This is a genomic window from Clostridium aestuarii, from assembly GCF_026735135.1.
GTDB classification, from domain to species: Bacteria; Bacillota; Clostridia; order Clostridiales; family Clostridiaceae; genus Clostridium_H; species Clostridium_H aestuarii.
The window spans coordinates 90,368-109,546 of record NZ_JAPQER010000005.1; the positions used below are offsets into that span (position 1 = coordinate 90,368).

The window sequence follows — 19,179 nt, forward strand, 5'->3', positions numbered from 1 at the left end:
CTCTAGAGCTACTAGTATATATCCCTTTAACGCTAATTTTCACCAAATATTAGCTCGCTGTAGTTAAATAAAGATATTTTTCTCTCTGTCATAGCTTTGTATTTAAATTTTATAATAGGTTAGTCATCATTATAATAGTATTTTAATATATTGTCAATATAATTTATAAAATTTTGCAATAAGTGAAAAAAATCTTTTTAAGAGCGCTTTTTTATTGTTTTTATATCCGATTCTTTGATGTAAATGCTTTTACTTGTATAGTTTTTGAAATATCTAATTTGTTTATATTTCACACCTTCATTTTCAAAGTCTTTTATATCTATTCTATCACTTTTTATTATTAAAGGATCTCTAGAACTTTTTAAATATATATCTACCTGCATTTGTTATCCTCCTTACAATATATTGTATCAACATTTTATTATATATGAGTATAAGCTAATTATTTCCTTTACTAGTTACTATATAAAATTAGTTATTACCAATTTACCAGCAACTAATAATGACATTGTTATAAATATAGGTTTGATAAGTTTTGAACCCTTATTAATAGCAAGTGAAGTTCCTAATCTTGCTCCTAATATCATAAATATTATCATTGGAATGCCAAGAGCATAATAAATTTCACCATGTATTGCAAAAAGAATTAGGGAAGCAATATTGCTTATGAAATTTAAAAATTTTGCATTGCCAGCTGCTTGAACAAAATCAAATCCAAAGATTTTTATAAGACCAAAAATTAGAAATGATCCAGTTCCAGGTCCAAAAAAACCATCATAAAATCCTAAGGAAAATGCAAGAATGATTCCTAAACATACATTTAATTTAGTTGCTTTTTTAAACTTGTTTTCCATTCCTAGTGATTTAGAAAAGACACTGTATACACCTACTGACAAAACCAAAATTAATACTAAAGTTTGAAGAAAACTTTCATCAACTTTTAAAACAGTGTTTACACCTAATACAGCACCTAAAAATGTAAAAGGAATCAGATATTTAAGTAAATTAAAGTTAACTTTTTTTGATTTAGCAAACTTTAAAGAACTTGTAAATGAAGCTGTAGTGGAACAAAATTTATTTGTTCCAAGTGCTAAATGTGCAGGAACTCCTGCAGCAAGAAAAGCAGGTACGCTAATTATTCCACCGCCTCCAGCAATAGAATCTACAAAAGAAGCTAAAAATCCTGCTACGCATAGAAAAAACATTTTTGTAATCAGAGAAGTTGTTATCATATAAAGCCACCGCCTAATTAAAATAAATTCACACATATTTTACTACATTTCTTGAAATATTTATATAGTTTGTTAAATAAATTTTATAATGGTGGCATATTTAGTGCTTTTTACATATTACTATAGGCTTTTTAATATTCTCCAAATTATAAACATAATAAAAGTCTTTTGGGGTAGGTAGTTTTTTAGCATATTCTTTAATTTTCTGATTTTAAAATCTTACATGTATTCAAATAAAAGCAATATAATGGATAACATATAAATAATATTATTTATTCAGTTTGATATAGTAGTTAACATGAAGTATTTCCATATTTATGATATAATAATATTAAATTGTATATGAGTTCAAATTTTTTGAGGAAATCCTTAAGGAATTTGTTCATTAAAAAAATAATACCTTACATAAAAGAGAAATCTGATTTGCAGAGGGATTAGGTTATAAAGAGTTAAAAATTAATAATCAAGAATTAATGGTTGAGAGCTTTGTAGTGTTTAATTAATCTTGAAGTTAACCTTGCTTTGGGAAACTTTAACTAATTTTTACACCTATATATTTAAAACTATTGATTTCTAATTATTAATTGTATTTTATGTAAGCCTAACTTTCCATTTGAGGAAAGTTTTTTTATTTTATAAAAAATAAATTTTGAGGAAGGATATGAGGAGATTATGTTAGGTAAAATTAAAGAGGAGTATTTAGAAGGAAAAGATTTTATTGATGATGAAAAAATATGGAAACAGCTTAATAATTCTAAAAATCCTAATCCATCAGAAATAAGAAGAATTTTAAAAAAATCTGAAAAAAAAATTAGACTTGAACCTGAAGAAGTAGCAAAGCTTTTACAAGTAGAGGATGAAGAATTATTACAAGATATGTTTAAACTTGCTAGAAAAATAAAAGAAGATGTTTATGGCAAAAGAATAGTATTTTTTGCACCACTATATATAGGAAATAAATGTGAAAACAATTGCTTGTATTGTGGGTTTAGAAAAGATAACAAATCTATTGTTAGAAAAACCTTAACTATGGATGAATTAAGAAAAGAAGTTGAAATAATAGAAAAAGCAGGACATAAAAGATCGATATTAGTATATGGAGAACATTCTGATTATGATGCTGATTTTATGGTTGAAACCATAAAAACTGTCTATGATGTGAAAAAAGATAAGGGAGAAATTAGAAGAGTAAATATTAATGCTGCTCCATTAGAGATTGAAGGATACAAGAAACTTCATGATGCGGGCATAGGAACTTTCCAAATTTTCCAAGAAACATATCATCATGAAACATATGCAAAACTTCATCCAAAAGGAGATAGAAAAAGTAATTATAAGTGGAGAATCTATGGCTTGGATAGAGCAATGAAAGCAGGAATTGATGATGTTGGAATAGGAGCTTTATTTGGATTATATGATTGGAAATTTGAAGTAATGGGACTTTTATATCATACAATTCATTTAGAAGAAACTTTTGGTGGAGTAGGACCACATACTATTTCATTTCCAAGAATAGAGTCTGCTTTAGATACACCATTTACTCAAAACCCTAAATATAAGGTTTCTGATGAAAATTTTAAGAAAATAGTAGCTATAATAAGACTAGCAGTACCATATACAGGTATGATTTTAACAGCTAGAGAAAGACCAGAAGTTAGAAAAGAAGTAATTCCATTAGGTGTTTCGCAGGTAGATGCTGGTTCAAGAATTGGTGTAGGCGGATATAAGGAATTTGAGAAAGGTTATGTACCTGAGAAAGAGCAGTTCCAATTAGGAGACATGAGATCTTTAGATGAAACTATAAGAGATGTTTGTATAGAAGGCTGTATTCCTTCCTTTTGTACAGCAGGATATAGAACAGCACGAACTGGTAAAAAATTCATGGGGCTTTGTAAACCAGGACTTGTTCATAACTATTGTATGCCTAATGCAATATTGACCTTTAAAGAATATTTATTAGATTATGCTTCACCAGAAACCAAAACAGCTGGGGAAGAATCAATCAAAAAACATCTTGAGGATTTGGAGCCTGATAGAAAAAAATTAGTAGAAGAAAAGCTTAAGAGTATTGAACAAGGTAAGAGGGATATTTATGTGTAAAAAACAGGAGTTTTATAGATTTATAGAAAATACATCAAAAAGAGCTATTGAAAATGAAAGTTTAAAAAGTGCTCTACAAATTGTATGTAATTCTATAGTAGATTACTATCCTGGTACGCAGATATCTTTTGCAGAAAATATTGGAAAAAGAATATCTTATATATTAGGTGCTGGCAAAGAACTTTTTAAACCTTCTGAAATAATAAGGATTAATGAGAGGTATGTTTTAGTAATGCAAAATTTTAATAATGTTTCTGACTATGAAAAAAATGCTATTGGAGCACTTTTTAAGAATATTGCATCAATGGAGAAAGAAAATGAAGAAATTAAAAGGTAGCATTGTACCTATTTTAATTTTGATACTATGGTGGAGTGGTTCTAAATTTAATATGTTTAATTCTTATATAATTCCAGCACCAGAAAGAGTGGTGCAAACTGCTTGGAATTTAATAAAAAAAGGATTGCTTATTAAGCACTTAGGTGTGAGCTTATATAGAGTTTTTATAGGATTTTGCATAACTTTTGTAATAGCATTTCCTCTTGCTATTATAGTTGGAATGAAGAAAAAAGTGTATGAATATTTAGAACCTATATTGGAATTTATAAGACATATTCCGCCTATTGCACTTATTCCTATGCTTATACTTTGGTTTGGAATAGGGGAAATATCAAAAATATCAGTTATAGTTTTGGCAACTTTTTTTCCTGTGTTTTTGAATACTTTAAACGGTGTTATGAATTGTGATGGAAAGCTTATTGAAGTAGGAAAAGTTTTTGATTTTAATAAGAAACAGGAATTTTTTAAAATAATTTTACCGCAGGCAATGCCTTCTATAATAGTTGGAATGCAACTAGGGCTTGGATATAGTTGGAGGTCTTTAGTAGCAGCGGAACTTATTGCAGCTTCTACAGGTATTGGGTATATGATAAATGATGCAGAACAATTATCAAGACCAGATATCATAATAGTTGGGATTTTCACAATAGGTATTGTAGGATGTTGTGTTGACTATATTTTTATTAAGATAACTAATATATTCATTCATATAGATAGAAGGAAGGCGAACTATGGCGGGAGTGAAAATAAGGAATTTATTTAAAGTATTTAATATTGAATCAAGGCGAGTAAAGGCGTTATCTTCTGTTGATTTAGATATTGAGGATGGAAGTTTTGTAACCATAGTTGGTAAAAGTGGATGTGGTAAAACTACTTTGCTTAGAATTCTATGTGGACTAGAAGAAAAAACAGAGGGAGAAATAATTTTTGATGATTATGATAAGGAAAAATTAGATTCTCTGAAAGTTAGTATTGTTTTTCAAGAAGCAAGGCTTATGCCTTGGCTTACAGTAAAAGAAAATATGGCTTTTCCATTAATAAAGAATTTAAATAAGGATCAAATAGAAGAAAAGGTTAATGGATATCTAGAAATGCTAGGATTAACTAAATTTAAAAATGCATATCCGTCACAAATTTCTGGAGGAATGGCACAAAGAACTGCTTTAGGAAGAACACTGTGTTATAATCCAGATGTAATTCTTATGGATGAGCCATTAGGAGCTTTAGATGCTTTTAATAGACGAAAACTTCAAAATGAAATTATAGATATTTTTCTTAAACATAAAAAGACTATAATTTTTGTTACTCATGATGTTGATGAAGCTGTTTATTTGGGGCAAAAAGTTGTTATGATGGATAAAGGTAAAGTAATAAAAGAAATTCCTGTAAAATTATCTTATCCTCGTGAAATAAGTTCAAGAGAAATCTTTAATATTAGAGAAGAAATTTTAAATTACTTGTTTAATTAAGAAAATTAAATAAATCCACAAATACTTAGTTGCATGCAATTTATGTAATAAATAAAATAAATGGGGGAAATTAAAATGAAAAAAATTATATCAATTATAGTTTCAGTTTTGATGTGTGGAACTATTTTTATGGGATGTGGTTCTACTAAAACTAGTGGAACAGAAAAGGAGATATCTTCTTCAAAACAAAGTGTTAATGAAATAAATATTTCTTATGTGAAATTACCTTTAAATGTTCCTTCAATCATTGAAAAGAAGGAAAAGTTATTTGAAAAAGAGTTTGGGGAAGATGATATAAAGATTACTTTTCCTGAAATTACTCAAGGTTCTAAAATGACTGAAGCACTAGCAGCAGGCTCTTTAGATTTTTGTAATGCATTAGGAGGAACATCAGCAATACTTGCGGCAGCAAATGGAGTAGATTTAAAGATTATAGGAATATACAGTAGAGCACCTAAAGCTTTTACAATAATGGCAAAAGATGCGTCTATAAAAACTGTTGAAGATTTAAAAAGTAAGAAGATAGCAGGTCCAAAAGGAACTATACTTCATCAATTGCTTCTAGGAGCTGCTCAAAAAGGAAATTTTGAAGCAGAAGACATAGGGTTTATAAATATGGGAATACCAGAAGGTGTTTCGGCTATGATGTCTGAAAAGGTTGATGCAGCATTAGTTGCAGGACCAGCAGTTAGCAAAGCGTTAGCAAATGGTGCTCATATAATTACAACAGGAGAAGGAATATTAGATGCGACTATAGTGATAGCTGTAAGAGGAGAATTTTTAAGAAAATATCCTGAGTTAGTTAAAAATTATATGAAGGTTCATCATGAAAGTCTTAAATATATGAAAGAAAATCTAGAAGATACTTATAAGATAACAGCAGAAGAAACTAATATTCCAATAGATGAAGTTAAAACAATGTATAAATGGTATGATTTTAATTCTCAAATTACAAAAAATGATATAAAAGAGTTGGAAAAGACACAAGAATTTTTAAAGCAAAACGATATGTTAACAAAAACTATTGATATAAAACAAATAATTGAAGAAGTAAAATAAAATGTAGAAACATTATAGCTTATGATAATCAAGTATCATAAGCTATTTTTATAAATATTTTAAATTGAATCTTATATAGTTACATGTAAGGTTTAGTGTGGACTGTTCAGAACATTTTTTATGATGAGAAAACTTTTATAAAGATATGGTTATATTTTATATAAAATGGTATTATTTATATGTAAAGGGTTAAATCAAGATTATAAACAAGGAAGAAGGAATAATCTTATGAAAAGTGTTATTAAAATAGGTAAAAATTAGATAGATTGATTAAAAAATAAATTATTCATAATATATAAAATCAACTTGAGAAGAGGTATGAAAATGGATTATAAGAAATTTTTTAAGGAATGGATAATACCAATAGGAGCAGCTGTAGTATTTGCGATATTAATAAATCAATTTCTATTTTTTCAGGTGCGAGTACCATCAGAATCAATGTATCCTACTATAAAAATAGGAGATAGAATTATTGTGACTAAAGTATATAACAGGGATAAGTTGAAGAGAGGCGATATAGTAGTTTTTTATTCTAAAGAATTACAAGAGACTCTAATAAAAAGGTTAATAGCGCTTCCAGGAGATGAAATTAAAATAGATGAAAATGGACAGATATACATAAATGGAGATAAAACAGAAGAACCTTATGTGGTTTTCCCAGAAAAAAGAAAAGGAGAATTTAAAGTACCAAAAGATTACTATTTCTTTTTAGGCGATAATAGAGCTAGATCTTATGATGCAAGAAAGTGGAACAATCCGTATATAGAAGGAAAAGATATAAAAGGTAAAGCAAGAGTTATTGTATATCCATTTAATAGATTTGGGAAATTTGTTTTTGGTGAAGAAGCGCTTTGAATTTATAAGAACCCTCTAACTAATATTAATAGTCAATGGAGGGTTCTTAATCATACTATAATTAATAATATAATAAAATAGCAAAGTACAATTTTAATATTAATTTTAAATTAAGATATAATGTTATCAGGGGGCGTGAAAATGAGTGATATTATAGATTTCAACAGTTTTAAAAATAATGCCACAGAAAAAGATATAGAAAAATTTGAGCAATATATGCAGAATGTGTTTTATGGAGTTATGGAAGGGAAAATAAACATAAATGAAGCACCTGAGAAAATTAAAGAATGGCTTCAAAACAACAATATATCAGAGGAAAAATTTAAAGCTATACAAGAAAAGCTAATGGAAAGATATTCAGATGAACTAGGATTAGATTTAAATCAATTAGGAATAGATTTAAAACAATTAGGTTTAGAGTTTGATATTAATGAAACTATGGAAATAAATACGTTTCAAGAAAAGTATAAGAGTAAATTGTATGTTAATCAAATTGATGAGTATTTTGCTACATACAAATTAAATAATAATATTAATGAAGGAAAAGTGATATTAAGTAAAGATGAAGTTACTATAGTTAGTCAAAAAAAAGTTAATATAGACGATAAAGAATTAAATGAATTATTATGTGATTACAAGAAAATATTAAAAGGTGAAAAATTAAATATAACAGTAGCTGATAATTGTTTCGTATACAAATACTGATATAAATTAATGTAGATGAAAGGAAGACTAATGATTAAAAAGCATAAAATTTCTATTTTTTATATAGTTACTACCTTGTTTTGGTTTTCGCTTTATAGTTATGTGCCTATCCTTCCTAATTTTGCACGAGACTTAGGTGCTGAACTTAAAATAGTAGGACTTATAATTGGATCATATGGATTTACTCAAATGATATTGAGGATTCCCTTGGGTATATATTCAGATTTTCTTAATAATAGGAAAATCTTTATTATTTTAGGTATAATTTTATCAATAATCAGTAGTCTCGGAATGTTTGTTGGCCCGTGGCTAGCAGGATTTTTAAGTGATGTGTTTGGATTGAAGGTTGGATTTTTTGTCATTGGTGTTATAGGAATAATAGGAGCAGTGATTACATTTAAAGTTGCTAATGTACATAATAAAGAAACAGTACAAAATATTATTTAGTATTGTTTAAGTGTATATGATATAAAAGTATAGTTAGTATTATATTTTAAAATGTAGATACAATAATTAGTGTAGAAATAATTATTGTTGGGAGTGAATATTTTTGCTAAAATTATTTAATAAATACAACGGAGAATTTGGTTCATTAGAAGTGGATTTTACAGAGAAAAGAGTCAATGATGCAATACAATGGCAAATGGTAGCGGATAAAGCGGAGCATGATTCCAAAAAATTCGTACACATTACAAGAAAAATGTTAAATGAATTATTTGATACTGATAGAGTAGAGTATGCTTTGAAAGATCAAAACGGTTTAAAAAGAAAGGTAGAAGATTATTTACAAGAGGATAATCAACAAGGTGGTATGGATGTATCGGTAATTTATGATAATAATGATAACTTTAGTTTGCATTTAGATTTTAATAACAATTCTTTCTTGAAGTAGCTTTATTAAAACGAATCATTGATAACTCAATGGTTCGTTTTTTTAGAAAGTATAAAATTTTATAATAATTTTGATATAATGGCAAAATGTAATATAATTATAGTGCTATTTATAATTTTAAAGAAAAAGAAGAGGATAAGGTGAAAGCTATGGAACATAAGAATAATTGTTTGATTTGTGGAGAAGAACTTGTTTATTTAAATACATCAGAAAAAATGAAATGTTTTTATTGTAATGATATATATGAATCAAATGTAAAATGTGAAGAAGGACATTATGTATGTGATAAGTGTCATTCGATGACAGCAAGGGAAATAATAAAAAAATATTGTTTGGAAACTGATTCAGAAGAACCTATTGAAATTATGTTAAAGCTTCTTAGACATCCAAGTATAAAAATGCATGGACCAGAGCATCATTTTTTAGTGCCAGCAGTTCTTTTGGCTGCTTACTATAATAAAATTGGTGATAAAATTAATAAAGAATGCAAAATAATTGAAGCAGAAAAAAGAAGTGCTCAAATATTAGGTGGCTTTTGTGGATTTTATGGTAACTGTGGTGCTGGAGTTGGCACCGGTATTTTCATTAGCTTAATTACAGGGGCTACTCCTTTGTCTGGCAAAGAGTGGGGACTTAGCAATTTAATGACGTCAAAATCCTTAAGAGTTATTGCAGAAAATGGAGGACCAAGATGTTGTAAGAGAAATTCATATATTTCAGTTCTTGAGGCAGTTAGGTTTATAAAAGAAAATATGGGAGTAGAATTAAAAATAAATGGAAAAATTCGATGTGAATACAGTAAGCTTAATAATGAATGCAAAAAAGAAAAATGTTTATTTTATAGTAAATAAAAGTTGTTGCGAATTATAAATTTTTATTGGGGTTGATATTTATGGCAGAAAAAGTTATGTTTAAAGAAGAAATAAAGGTGACAAAGCCTAAAATGTATAAGGTTATTCTACATAACGATGATTATACAACTATGGATTTTGTGATTGAGATTTTGGTTGGGGTTTTTAGAAAAAAGCCTGTAGAAGCTACTAAAATTATGTATGATGTACATAAAAAAGGTACAGGGATTGCTGGAGTGTATTCATATGATATAGCTGCTACAAAAATAGTTCAAGCAGCTCAGATGAGTAAAGAAATCGGATTCCCATTAAAATTGACTATGGAAGAGGAGTAATTATGAGATTAGATAGTTTATTAAATGAAATATTTACAGCTGCATATAGTAAAGCAAAAATGGAAAAGCATGAGTATCTTACTCCTGAACATATTTTATATGCTGCCCTATTTTTTGATGAGTCTAAAGATATTATAAAAAACAGTGGTGGCGATATACAAAAACTTGAGGGTGAATTAGATAAGTACTTAAGAGAAAATATGAATACTATAGAAGAAAGAGAGCCAATACAAACAATTGGAGTACAGAATATAGTTTCTTCTGCAGCAGAACATGTATTGGCATCAGGAAAGAATATTATTAAATTTGGAGATATACTTGTTTCAATGTATGATGAAGAAGAAACTTTTGCTGGGTATTTTTTAAAAAAGCAGGGAATAACTAGATTGGATATTCTTAATTATATTACTCACAATACTTTAGGATTAGAGGATTCAAAATTAGAAATTGCATTAGATGATGAAGAATATGAATATGACGAAGAAGATGAATATGAATACGAAAGTATAGAAGATATGGATGAAAAACTAAGAGAAGATGAAAGTAACAAAAGTACAGAAAGTAAAAATTTCCTTAGCAAATATACTGTTGAGTTAACTGAAAAAGCTAAAAGAGGACAAATTGATCCTCTTATAGGAAGAAAAAATATATTAAATAGAACTATTCAAGTTTTATCTAGAAGATTAAAAAATAATCCTGTTCATGTTGGAGATCCAGGAGTAGGGAAAACTGCAATTACGGAAGGTCTTGCTAGATTAATTGTAGAAGATAAAGTACCTAATATATTAAAGGAAAACAAGGTATATTCCTTGGATATGGCATCACTACTTGCAGGAACAAAGTATAGAGGAGATTTTGAGGAGAGAATTAAGAAGGTACTTAAAAAAATTGAAAATGAAGGTAAAGCAATTGTATATATTGATGAAATTCATACAATAGTAGGTGCGGGTTCCGTATCTGGAGGTTCTATGGATGCATCAAATATTCTAAAGCCTTTTTTAACTGAAGGAAAATTAAAGTTTATTGGTTCTACAACTTATGAGGAATACAAAAAATATTTTGAAAAGGATAGAGCGTTATCAAGAAGATTTCAAAAAATTGAGGTAACTGAGCCTTCGGTAGAAGACACTTATGAGATTCTTCAAGGACTTAAGGATACTTATGAAAAGTTTCATAAAATCACATATACCGATGAAGCATTGAAATGTGCTTCTGAATTAGCAGCAAAATATATAAGGGATAGATATCTCCCAGATAAAGCTATAGATGTAATTGACGAAGCTGGAGCATATGCAAGACTTAATTCAAAAAATGATGAACAAAATATTGTAATCACACAGAAGGATATTGAAAAGGTAGTATCTTCTATAGCAAAAATTCCTGAGCAGAATGTATCTGCAAATGAAATTGAAAAACTTAAAAACCTTGCAGGAATTTTAAAGAAAAAGATTTTTGGACAAGATAAGGCAATTGGTACTATTGTTACAGCTATTAAAAGATCCAGAGCAGGTTTTAATGAAGAAGAAAAACCAGTGGCAAGCTTATTGTTTGTAGGACCAACTGGAGTTGGTAAAACGGAAATTTCTAAGCAGTTAGCAAATAATTTAGATGTGCCTTTAATTAGATTTGATATGAGTGAATATCAAGAAAAGCATACAGTTGCGAGGTTGATTGGAGCTCCTCCAGGATATGTAGGATATGAGGAAGGCGGACTTTTAACTGATGCTATTAGGAAAACGCCATATTGTGTACTCCTATTAGATGAGATTGAAAAAGCCCATCAAGATATTCTAAATGTATTATTGCAATTAATGGACTATGGTACATTAACAGATAACAATGGAAAAAAAGCAGATTTCAGAAATGTTATTTTAATAATGACATCTAATGCAGGAGCTAGAAATGTAGGTAAAATAATGTTGGGATTTGGAGAAAGAGCTGTTGAGAATGATGCAATAACAAAAGAAGTTGAAAAAATATTTTCACCAGAGTTTAGAAATAGACTTGATGATATTATTGTATTTAACAACATTAATGAAGATATGGCTCTTTTAATAGCTAAAAAAGCTATAAAAGAGTTTGAAGAAAAACTTTTAAAGAAAAATATTAAGCTTAAAGTTACAGATAATTGTTATAAATGGCTTGCTGAAAAAGGATTTCACTCTACTTATGGAGCTAGAGAGATACTGCGTGTAGTGCAGCAAGAAATTAAGCCTTATTTTGTTGATGCAGTATTGTTTGGAAAATTATCAATGGGTGGGACAGCAGTTGTTGATGTTGTAGAAGACAAAGTTATAATAGATAATATAGATATGTAATTTTTGATTTTTAGGAGAGTTATAGATGAATTTACTTTATGGTTTTTATATATATCTTATAATAATCAATTTATATGGAGTGATTATTATGTATAGTGATAAGAGAAAAGCAAAACGAGGAGATTGGAGGATTCCAGAAGCAAAGTTGTTTAAAACAGCATTGATTTTTGGAAGTGTAGGAATTATGCTTGGTATGAGATTATTCAGGCATAAAACAAAGCATTTTAAGTTCGTTTATGGTATACCTATAATATTATTTATACAAATATATTTGATTTATAGATTAAGAGTGTTTTAGGTAGAAGGAGATGAAGTTTATGAGTTCCACATATTTAATTTATGGAGTTATTGCGTTGATAGCAATTTTTCTAATTGTTTCTATAGTAAAAAAGCTTTTTAAATTGATAATCTTTTTATTAGTGATACTTTTAGGCGTTTCTCTTTATAATGTTTTTGTAAAAGGGGTTTCTCCTTTAGAGGAAATTAAGAGCTACAAAACTGATATACAATATGGAAAAAATATTAAGGATTATTCTTCAAAAATAAAAACATCATTGGATAATTTAAAGAAGGTAGTAGATGAAAAAAAATTTGATGAAAATGCATTTAGTACCATTAAAACAGAAAATGAAAATCTTCATAAATATAAGACAGAAGCTGAAGTGTTAAAACATTCAGATAAACTAAATTTTTTTCATGATAAGTATTGTGGATATTTAAATAGTATAGTAAACACAGCTGATACTGCTTTAGAATTAGGAAAGCTTAAAGATAATAGCATGATTACAGCACTAGAAAACATAGTTGAAAAGATAAGTTCTACTTTTAAAGAGTTGAATAAATTACAGATTTAAAAAGGAAAATAAGCATTTGATTAAAACCAAATGCTTATTTCTTTTTGGGCATTTTCAGCACTGTCAGAAGCGTGGACTGAATTTTCGGTTTTTGAAACTCCAAAATTTCCTCTTATTGAGTTGCTATCTGCTTTTGATGGATCTGTGTTTCCGTTTATTTTTCTAACCTTTTCAATAGCGTTGTCTCCTTCCAGTATAAGTGTACAAATAGGACTTCTTGTTATATATTTAATAAGTTCATCATAATAAGGTTTACCTTCGTGAATCTTGTAATGAAGGCATGCAGTAACTTCATCAGCTTTCAACATTTTTAAAGCAATTATTTTCAAGTTTTCTTTTTCATAAAAGGTTAAAATTTGACCTATTAAGTTCTTTTCTACAGCATCGGGTTTTATAAGTACAAGAGTTTTTTCCATTTAAGTCACTCCTTAAGTTTAATTAATATAAATTTTAAGTACATATTTTCTACATTACTATATTATTGGTAACTTGTAAAAAAATATGTGCAAAATTCATGTTTGCTATTAGTTAATAATGTTATAACAAAATTAGAATTAATATAAAATGAATAAAAGGTAGTGTATAAATAAAAAAGTATAGGGCAATTCGGTGGGAAATATTGCAAAATGTATAAAATTACCATAAAATATTATTAAGGATATTTGTAGAAGTTGGATTTGGTACCTGTGAAATAAAATAATAAAGAGGAGGAGAAAATAATATGGAAGGATTACTTGCACTTAAATGGGATAATGAAAGGGAGAAGCTTATATTATTGAACCAAACTAAATTGCCTAATCAAATCGAATATATAGAATATGATACAGCAGAAGATGTTTGGGGAGCTATTAAAAATATGATTGTAAGGGGAGCTCCTGCTATTGGGGTAACTGCAGCGTATGGATTATATTTAGGAATTAAGGATGCTTCAGAAGATAGCTATGAATCATTTTTTAAGGTGCTTAAGAGAAAATCAGATTATTTGAATACAAGTAGACCAACAGCAGTTAATCTTTCTTGGGCACTTAAGGTAATGCAGCAAAAGGCACGAGAATCAAAGAGTAAGTCTGTATTAGAGATTAAAAAAATACTAAGAGAAGAAGCAATAAGAATACATGAAGAGGATATTGATATTTGTAGAAAAATTGGAGAACATTTCATGTGTTTATTAAAGGATAATATGACAATTTTAACTCACTGTAATGCAGGACAGTTAGCAACTTCAAAATATGGGACAGCAACCGCGCCTATATACCTTGCTTATGAAAAAGGATGGCACATAAAGGTTTATTCTGATGAAACAAGACCGAGATTACAAGGATCAAGGCTTACTGCTTTAGAACTTTACCAGGCAGGAATAGATGTGACAACGATTACAGATAATATGGCAGCTATGGTTATGTCACAGGGAAAAATTGATGCAATTATAGTTGGATGTGATAGAATAGCAGCTAATGGAGATACTGCGAATAAAATAGGAACGTTTAATCTATCAATACTTGCAAAATATTTTGAAATTCCTATGTATATAGCAGCACCAACACCAACTATAGATATGGATACTCCAACAGGAAAAGAAATTCCAATTGAAGAGAGAGATTCAAAAGAGATTACATGTAGATTTGGAGTGTGGACAGCCCCTAAAGGTGTAAAAACGTATAATCCAGCTTTTGATGTGACTCCAAATGAAAATATAACAGCTATAGTTACTGAAAGAGGAATAGTTTATCCACCTTATGAAGAAAATTTAAAAAAAGTATTTAATAAGTAAGTAATTGAGGAAATTGCATAGTTTCATTGCGCATTTGAAATTTTTGATTATACAATTTTAACAATTGTATGTATTTAACTGGACATGGTTAAATGTATATATGAATTTACAAATAAAAATTCGTATATTATAAAGAAGGAGCTTGTTATTTGAAGTTTGAATAACAAGCTCTTTGATTTTTAAAGAATTATGAAATTGAGGGGGCTTTAATTATACAACTTTTAAAGAAGATTGAAACAATAAAAATGAAATATTTCAAAACAAAAATTTCTTTACAAGAAAATGCATAAAATGAATTAATAAATTCACAATCCGAAAAAGCAAAGTTGGAAGATGACAGCATTTATGCGGATAAGATAATGTGAAAATAAAGAAAATACGCAAAGATTTAATAATTAAATTCAGTATAATGAGAAACTGAATAAAAAATGAAATTTACGAAAAAAAAACTTGCAAAAACATGCTAAAAAATGTTAATATATATATAATGATTTTTTAGGAAATAATGTGTTCAATACATTAATTTTCATAAAAATAAGATTTGGAAAGAGAAGGGGTTATACCGTGGATATTAAATCTGTTCAAATAAATACTATGGGAGATTCTGCCATTATTATAAAGTTTAGTGAAAAGATTAATGTAAATACTCATTTAACAATAAAAGCTTTATCAGAGTATCTTGATAACAATCCTTTTAAAGGAATGATTGAGTATGTTCCTGCTTTTGTTACCTTAACGGTTTTTTATAATCCGCTAGAGATAATAAAAAGTTCAAAAAATATAAAGGGTTTAGAAAACAAAACACCTTTTAATATAGTAAAAATGATTATTGAGAATATTTTATTAAAGATTGAAAATAAAATTAATGATAAGCCTAGAGTGGTAGAAATACCAGTATGCTACGGAGAGGAATTTGGATCGGATTTAAAATTTGTAGCAGAGCATAACAATCTTACTGTAGAGGAAGTAATTAAAATTCATTCGGAATGTGAAAATAGAGTTTATATGATAGGGTTTGCACCAGGATTTCCATATCTTGCAGGTATGTCGGAAAAAATTGCTGCACCAAGGAGAAAAACACCTAGATTAGCTATTCCAGCTGGTTCTGTTGGAATAGCAGGAAGTCAAACAGGGGTATATCCTATTGAAACACCAGGCGGATGGCAGCTTATTGGTAGAACTCCATTAGAACTCTTTAAGCCAGAAAGTGATATACCTAGTTTGCTTCAAGCTGGAGATATAGTTAAATTTAAAGCTATATCTAGAGCTCAATACTATGAGATTAAGTATGAAGCAGAAGGAAGCTTAAAATGGGCATAGAGATAAAAAGTGCTGGATTGTTAACTACTATTCAAGATTCAGGAAGATATGGTTTTAGAAAGTATGGAATAATTGTAAGTGGAGCTATGGATGGATTTGCACATAGGATTGCAAATATATTGGTTGGAAATGAAGAGAAGGATGCGGTTCTAGAGGCAACATTGATAGGACCGAAAATTTTAATAAAAGAGGACACATTAATTTCTATCTGTGGAGGAGATTTATCTCCACAGATTAATAATTGTGATGTTCCTATGTGGAGACCTGTTTATGTTAAAGGAGGAAGTATTTTAAGTTTTTCTAAATGTGTAGTAGGAAGTAGAACTTATGTGGCTTTTGCAGGTTCTTTTAATATCGAGAAAATAATGGAAAGCAAAAGTACGTATATGCGTGCTGAAATTGGAGGGTATGAAGGAAGAGCTTTAAAAAAGGGAGATGTTTTAAAGTTAAATGATATTTCTCATATTGGAAACAGGATAGCAAATAATCTTTTGAAAGATGTTAATTGTTATGGGTTTGCAGCTACTAAATGGTTTATTGGAGGAGAGGTTCTTCCTAAATATGATGCAAGTCCAATAGTTAGAGTAATTGCTGATGGACAATATGATTGTTTTGATGATGAAAGTAAGAAAAATTTTTTCCAAAATAAATTCATGATAACTTCTCAATCAGATAGGATGGGATATAGACTTAAAGGAAATAATTTGAGTTTGAAAGAACCTTTGGAAATGATATCTGAAGCAGTATCGCTTGGAACTGTACAAGTCCCAGCAGATGGTAATCCAATTATACTTCTTGCAGATAGACAAACTACTGGAGGGTATCCTAAGATTGCACAAGTTATAAGTGTGGATATTCCTATTATAGCACAATTAAAACCTGGAGATAGATTAGGATTTCAAAAAATTTCCTTAGAAGAAGCACAATCGTTATATATATTAAGAGAAATGTACATAGAAGATTTAAAAAGAGGGATAAAAATTAAAATGGAGTAAGGTGATTTTATGCATAAAGTTGATTTAAACTGTGATATGGGAGAGAGTTTTGGAGCCTATAAAATAGGAAATGATGAAGAAATTTTGAAATTTATAACATCAGCTAATATTGCTTGTGGATTTCATGCTGGAGACCCTTCTGTGATGAATAGAACTGTAAAGCTTGCATTGGAAAGAAAAATTGCAATAGGAGCACATGTAGGGTTGCCTGATTTGGTTGGCTTTGGTAGGAGAGTTATGGATATATCTTCAAAGGAAGCTTATAATATGACGGTTTATCAGATAGGAGCCTTATATGGTTTTGTTAAAGCAGAAGGGGGAATTATGAAACATGTAAAACCACATGGTGCACTTTATAATATGGCAGCGAAAGATTCAGCACTATCTAAGGCTATTGCAGAAGCCGTTTATAAAGTAGATCCAGAACTTATTTTATTTGGACTTTCAGGTAGTAAAATAATAGAAGAAGGAGAAAAGATAGGTCTTAGAGTTGCTAATGAGGTTTTTGCAGATAGGACCTATACAGATGAAGGTACTTTAACATCACGGAAACAAAAAAATGCATTAATTAAAGATGCAGACAAAGCAAGTACCCAGGTAATAAGAATGATAAAGAAATGTAAAGTAACATCTATTGATGGAAATGATATAGATATAAAAGCAGATACTATATGTATTCATGGAGATGGTACTAAGGCATTGGAATTTGCAAAAAAAATTAAACAAGATATTCAAAAGCAAGGAATAAAAATTGAAGCAATTTAGAATATTATCAAAAACATAAAGGGGGCGGAATTATATATGCAAAATAATAATAATAATAAAGTTGTAGAAAATAATACTGATAAATTGAATTGGAATGTAATCTTAGGGGCTGCGTTCTTAATGGCAACATCTGCCATAGGACCAGGTTTTTTAACACAGAGTACTGTATTTACAGGACAACTTGGAGCAAGTTTTGGATTTGTAATTTTAATATCAATAATTTTAGATATTGGAGCTCAGCTTAATATCTGGAGAATAATTATTGTTGCTAAAAAGAGAGGACAAGATATTGCTAATATGGTTTTGCCTGGACTTGGATATTTTGTAGCTTTACTTGTGGTGATGGGAGGACTTGCTTTTAATATAGGTAATATAGCTGGTGCAGGACTTGGATTAAATGTTTTATTCAATATAGATCCTAAAACCGGTGCTGCTATTAGTGCTGTTGTAGCTATTGGAATTTTTCTTATAAAAGAAGCAGGAAAGGCTATGGACAAATTTGCACAAACTATGGGATTCATTATGATAATACTTACTATATATGTAGTTGCAATATCAAATCCTCCTGTAGGTACTGCTGTAGCTAAAAGCTTTATGCCAGATACTATAGATATGATGTCAATTGTAACTTTAGTGGGAGGTACTGTTGGAGGTTATATAACTTTTGCAGGAGGTCACAGACTTTTAGATGCGGGAGTAAAGGGCGAGAAAGATATTCCTAAAATGACAAAAAGCTGTATGTCGGGTATAGGTATTGCATCAATTATGAGAGTTTTCTTATTTTTAGCTACGCTAGGAGTTGTATCAAGAGGGCTTACTTTAGATCCAGCTAATCCTCCAGCTTCAGTATTTAAATTAGCAGCAGGAAATGCAGGATATAAGATGTTTGGAATGGTAATGTGGTCTGCAGCAATAACTTCAGTTATAGGAGCAGCATATACATCTGTGTCTTTTATTAAAACTTTTAGCAATAAATTGGAAAGAAATGAAAAGAAATTAATTATTGCTTTTATTATCATATCTACGATTGTATTTGTATTTATTGGAAAACCAATTAAAACTTTAATTCTAGTTGGAGCACTTAATGGTCTTATTCTTCCAATAACTTTAGGAACAATGCTTATAGCGGCATATAGAAAAAATATAGTTGGTAATTATAAGCACCCTACGTGGATGACTATTTTTGGAGTTTTAGTTGTTGTAATAATGTCATACTTAGGAGTTAGTACTCTTATAAAACAAATTCCAAAGCTGTTTATTTAGATGTTATTTGTGTGGTAAAATAAAATTTTAGAAGGATATTGATTTAATGTATGATATA

At 29.0% G+C, this 19,179-nt stretch carries 22 protein-coding genes and 1 other annotated feature (1 of these 23 running past the window's edge); of the genes, 19 read left to right on the forward strand and 3 right to left on the reverse strand.

Going from position 1 to position 19,179, the window contains the following annotated elements; all coding sequences use genetic code 11:
* Positions 1-101, reverse strand: a binding site (T-box leader); it reaches 192 nt to the left of the window's first position.
* 96 nt (positions 102-197) lie between these two features.
* Positions 198-383 (reverse strand): hypothetical protein, encoded by a 186-nt coding sequence (locus OW763_RS12230; protein ID WP_268041426.1) that lies wholly within the window; start codon positions 381-383, stop codon positions 198-200.
* A 78-nt stretch (positions 384-461) separates the two neighbouring features.
* Positions 462-1,232 (reverse strand): TSUP family transporter, encoded by a 771-nt coding sequence (locus OW763_RS12235; protein WP_268041427.1) that lies wholly within the window; start codon positions 1,230-1,232, stop codon positions 462-464.
* Between the two features lie 672 nt (positions 1,233-1,904).
* Between OW763_RS12235 and hydG the strand changes: the two genes are divergently transcribed.
* The 14 genes from hydG to OW763_RS12305 all read left to right on the forward strand — a co-directional run bounded on the left by hydG (position 1,905) and on the right by OW763_RS12305 (position 13,007).
* Positions 1,905-3,332: a [FeFe] hydrogenase H-cluster radical SAM maturase HydG gene (gene hydG / locus OW763_RS12240; RefSeq protein WP_268041428.1), complete on the forward strand. Its 1,428-nt coding sequence runs from the start codon at positions 1,905-1,907 to the stop codon at positions 3,330-3,332.
* The gene (locus OW763_RS12245) at positions 3,325-3,669 is read left to right on the forward strand and encodes a hypothetical protein (RefSeq protein ID WP_268041429.1); all 345 of its coding nucleotides are present in this window, start codon (positions 3,325-3,327) and stop codon (positions 3,667-3,669) included. Before hydG ends, OW763_RS12245 begins: the two co-directional genes overlap by 8 nt.
* Positions 3,650-4,432 carry an ABC transporter permease gene (locus OW763_RS12250; protein ID WP_268041430.1) on the forward strand — a complete coding sequence of 261 codons (783 nt, stop codon included), beginning with the start codon at positions 3,650-3,652 and terminating at the stop codon, positions 4,430-4,432. Before OW763_RS12245 ends, OW763_RS12250 begins: the two co-directional genes overlap by 20 nt.
* Positions 4,401-5,138, forward strand: coding sequence for an ABC transporter ATP-binding protein (locus OW763_RS12255; protein ID WP_268041431.1), 738 nt, complete (start codon positions 4,401-4,403; stop codon positions 5,136-5,138). Before OW763_RS12250 ends, OW763_RS12255 begins: the two co-directional genes overlap by 32 nt.
* Positions 5,139-5,213: 75 nt before the next feature.
* Complete coding sequence (locus OW763_RS12260) at positions 5,214-6,197, forward strand: NrtA/SsuA/CpmA family ABC transporter substrate-binding protein (protein WP_268041432.1); 984 nt, start codon at positions 5,214-5,216, stop codon at positions 6,195-6,197.
* Between the two features lie 324 nt (positions 6,198-6,521).
* Entirely contained in the window at positions 6,522-7,052 is a 531-nt protein-coding gene (lepB, locus tag OW763_RS12265) for a signal peptidase I (protein WP_268041433.1), read from the forward strand.
* 141 nt (positions 7,053-7,193) lie between these two features.
* Complete coding sequence (locus OW763_RS12270) at positions 7,194-7,757, forward strand: DUF3867 family protein (protein ID WP_268041434.1); 564 nt, start codon at positions 7,194-7,196, stop codon at positions 7,755-7,757.
* A gap of 30 nt (positions 7,758-7,787) precedes the next feature.
* Positions 7,788-8,204, forward strand: a complete 417-nt coding sequence (locus tag OW763_RS12275) for an MFS transporter (protein WP_268041435.1) — start codon at positions 7,788-7,790, stop codon at positions 8,202-8,204.
* Positions 8,205-8,307: 103 nt separating this feature from the next.
* Complete coding sequence (locus OW763_RS12280; protein ID WP_268041436.1) at positions 8,308-8,649, forward strand: hypothetical protein; 342 nt, start codon at positions 8,308-8,310, stop codon at positions 8,647-8,649.
* A 149-nt stretch (positions 8,650-8,798) separates the two neighbouring features.
* Positions 8,799-9,500, forward strand: a complete 702-nt coding sequence (locus tag OW763_RS12285) for a DUF5714 domain-containing protein (RefSeq protein ID WP_268041521.1) — start codon at positions 8,799-8,801, stop codon at positions 9,498-9,500.
* A gap of 41 nt (positions 9,501-9,541) precedes the next feature.
* Complete coding sequence (locus OW763_RS12290) at positions 9,542-9,835, forward strand: ATP-dependent Clp protease adaptor ClpS (protein WP_268041437.1); 294 nt, start codon at positions 9,542-9,544, stop codon at positions 9,833-9,835.
* Between the two features lie 2 nt (positions 9,836-9,837).
* The gene (gene clpA / locus OW763_RS12295) at positions 9,838-12,153 is read left to right on the forward strand and encodes an ATP-dependent Clp protease ATP-binding subunit ClpA (RefSeq protein WP_268041438.1); all 2,316 of its coding nucleotides are present in this window, start codon (positions 9,838-9,840) and stop codon (positions 12,151-12,153) included.
* A gap of 25 nt (positions 12,154-12,178) precedes the next feature.
* A complete protein-coding gene (locus OW763_RS12300) occupies positions 12,179-12,451 on the forward strand; it encodes a DUF1294 domain-containing protein (RefSeq protein ID WP_268041439.1) in 273 nt (90 codons plus the stop codon).
* Between the two features lie 19 nt (positions 12,452-12,470).
* Positions 12,471-13,007 (forward strand): hypothetical protein, encoded by a 537-nt coding sequence (locus OW763_RS12305; protein ID WP_268041440.1) that lies wholly within the window; start codon positions 12,471-12,473, stop codon positions 13,005-13,007.
* A 20-nt stretch (positions 13,008-13,027) separates the two neighbouring features.
* On the opposite strand, the gene ndk is transcribed toward OW763_RS12305, so the two are convergent.
* Complete coding sequence (ndk, locus tag OW763_RS12310) at positions 13,028-13,423, reverse strand: nucleoside-diphosphate kinase (protein ID WP_268041441.1); 396 nt, start codon at positions 13,421-13,423, stop codon at positions 13,028-13,030.
* 305 nt (positions 13,424-13,728) lie between these two features.
* Here ndk and mtnA point away from each other — a divergent pair, with 305 nt between their 5' ends.
* The 5 genes from mtnA to OW763_RS12335 all read left to right on the forward strand — a co-directional run bounded on the left by mtnA (position 13,729) and on the right by OW763_RS12335 (position 19,121).
* Positions 13,729-14,778 (forward strand): S-methyl-5-thioribose-1-phosphate isomerase, encoded by a 1,050-nt coding sequence (gene mtnA / locus OW763_RS12315; RefSeq protein ID WP_268041442.1) that lies wholly within the window; start codon positions 13,729-13,731, stop codon positions 14,776-14,778.
* 594 nt (positions 14,779-15,372) lie between these two features.
* Complete coding sequence (gene pxpB / locus OW763_RS12320) at positions 15,373-16,098, forward strand: 5-oxoprolinase subunit PxpB (protein ID WP_268041522.1); 726 nt, start codon at positions 15,373-15,375, stop codon at positions 16,096-16,098.
* Positions 16,089-17,093 carry a 5-oxoprolinase subunit C family protein gene (locus OW763_RS12325; protein WP_272507452.1) on the forward strand — a complete coding sequence of 335 codons (1,005 nt, stop codon included), beginning with the start codon at positions 16,089-16,091 and terminating at the stop codon, positions 17,091-17,093. Before pxpB ends, OW763_RS12325 begins: the two co-directional genes overlap by 10 nt.
* A 9-nt stretch (positions 17,094-17,102) precedes the next feature.
* Positions 17,103-17,858 (forward strand): LamB/YcsF family protein, encoded by a 756-nt coding sequence (locus tag OW763_RS12330; protein WP_268041443.1) that lies wholly within the window; start codon positions 17,103-17,105, stop codon positions 17,856-17,858.
* A gap of 36 nt (positions 17,859-17,894) precedes the next feature.
* Entirely contained in the window at positions 17,895-19,121 is a 1,227-nt protein-coding gene (locus tag OW763_RS12335) for an NRAMP family divalent metal transporter (RefSeq protein ID WP_268041444.1), read from the forward strand.
* The last annotated feature ends 58 nt before the right edge of the window (positions 19,122-19,179 follow it).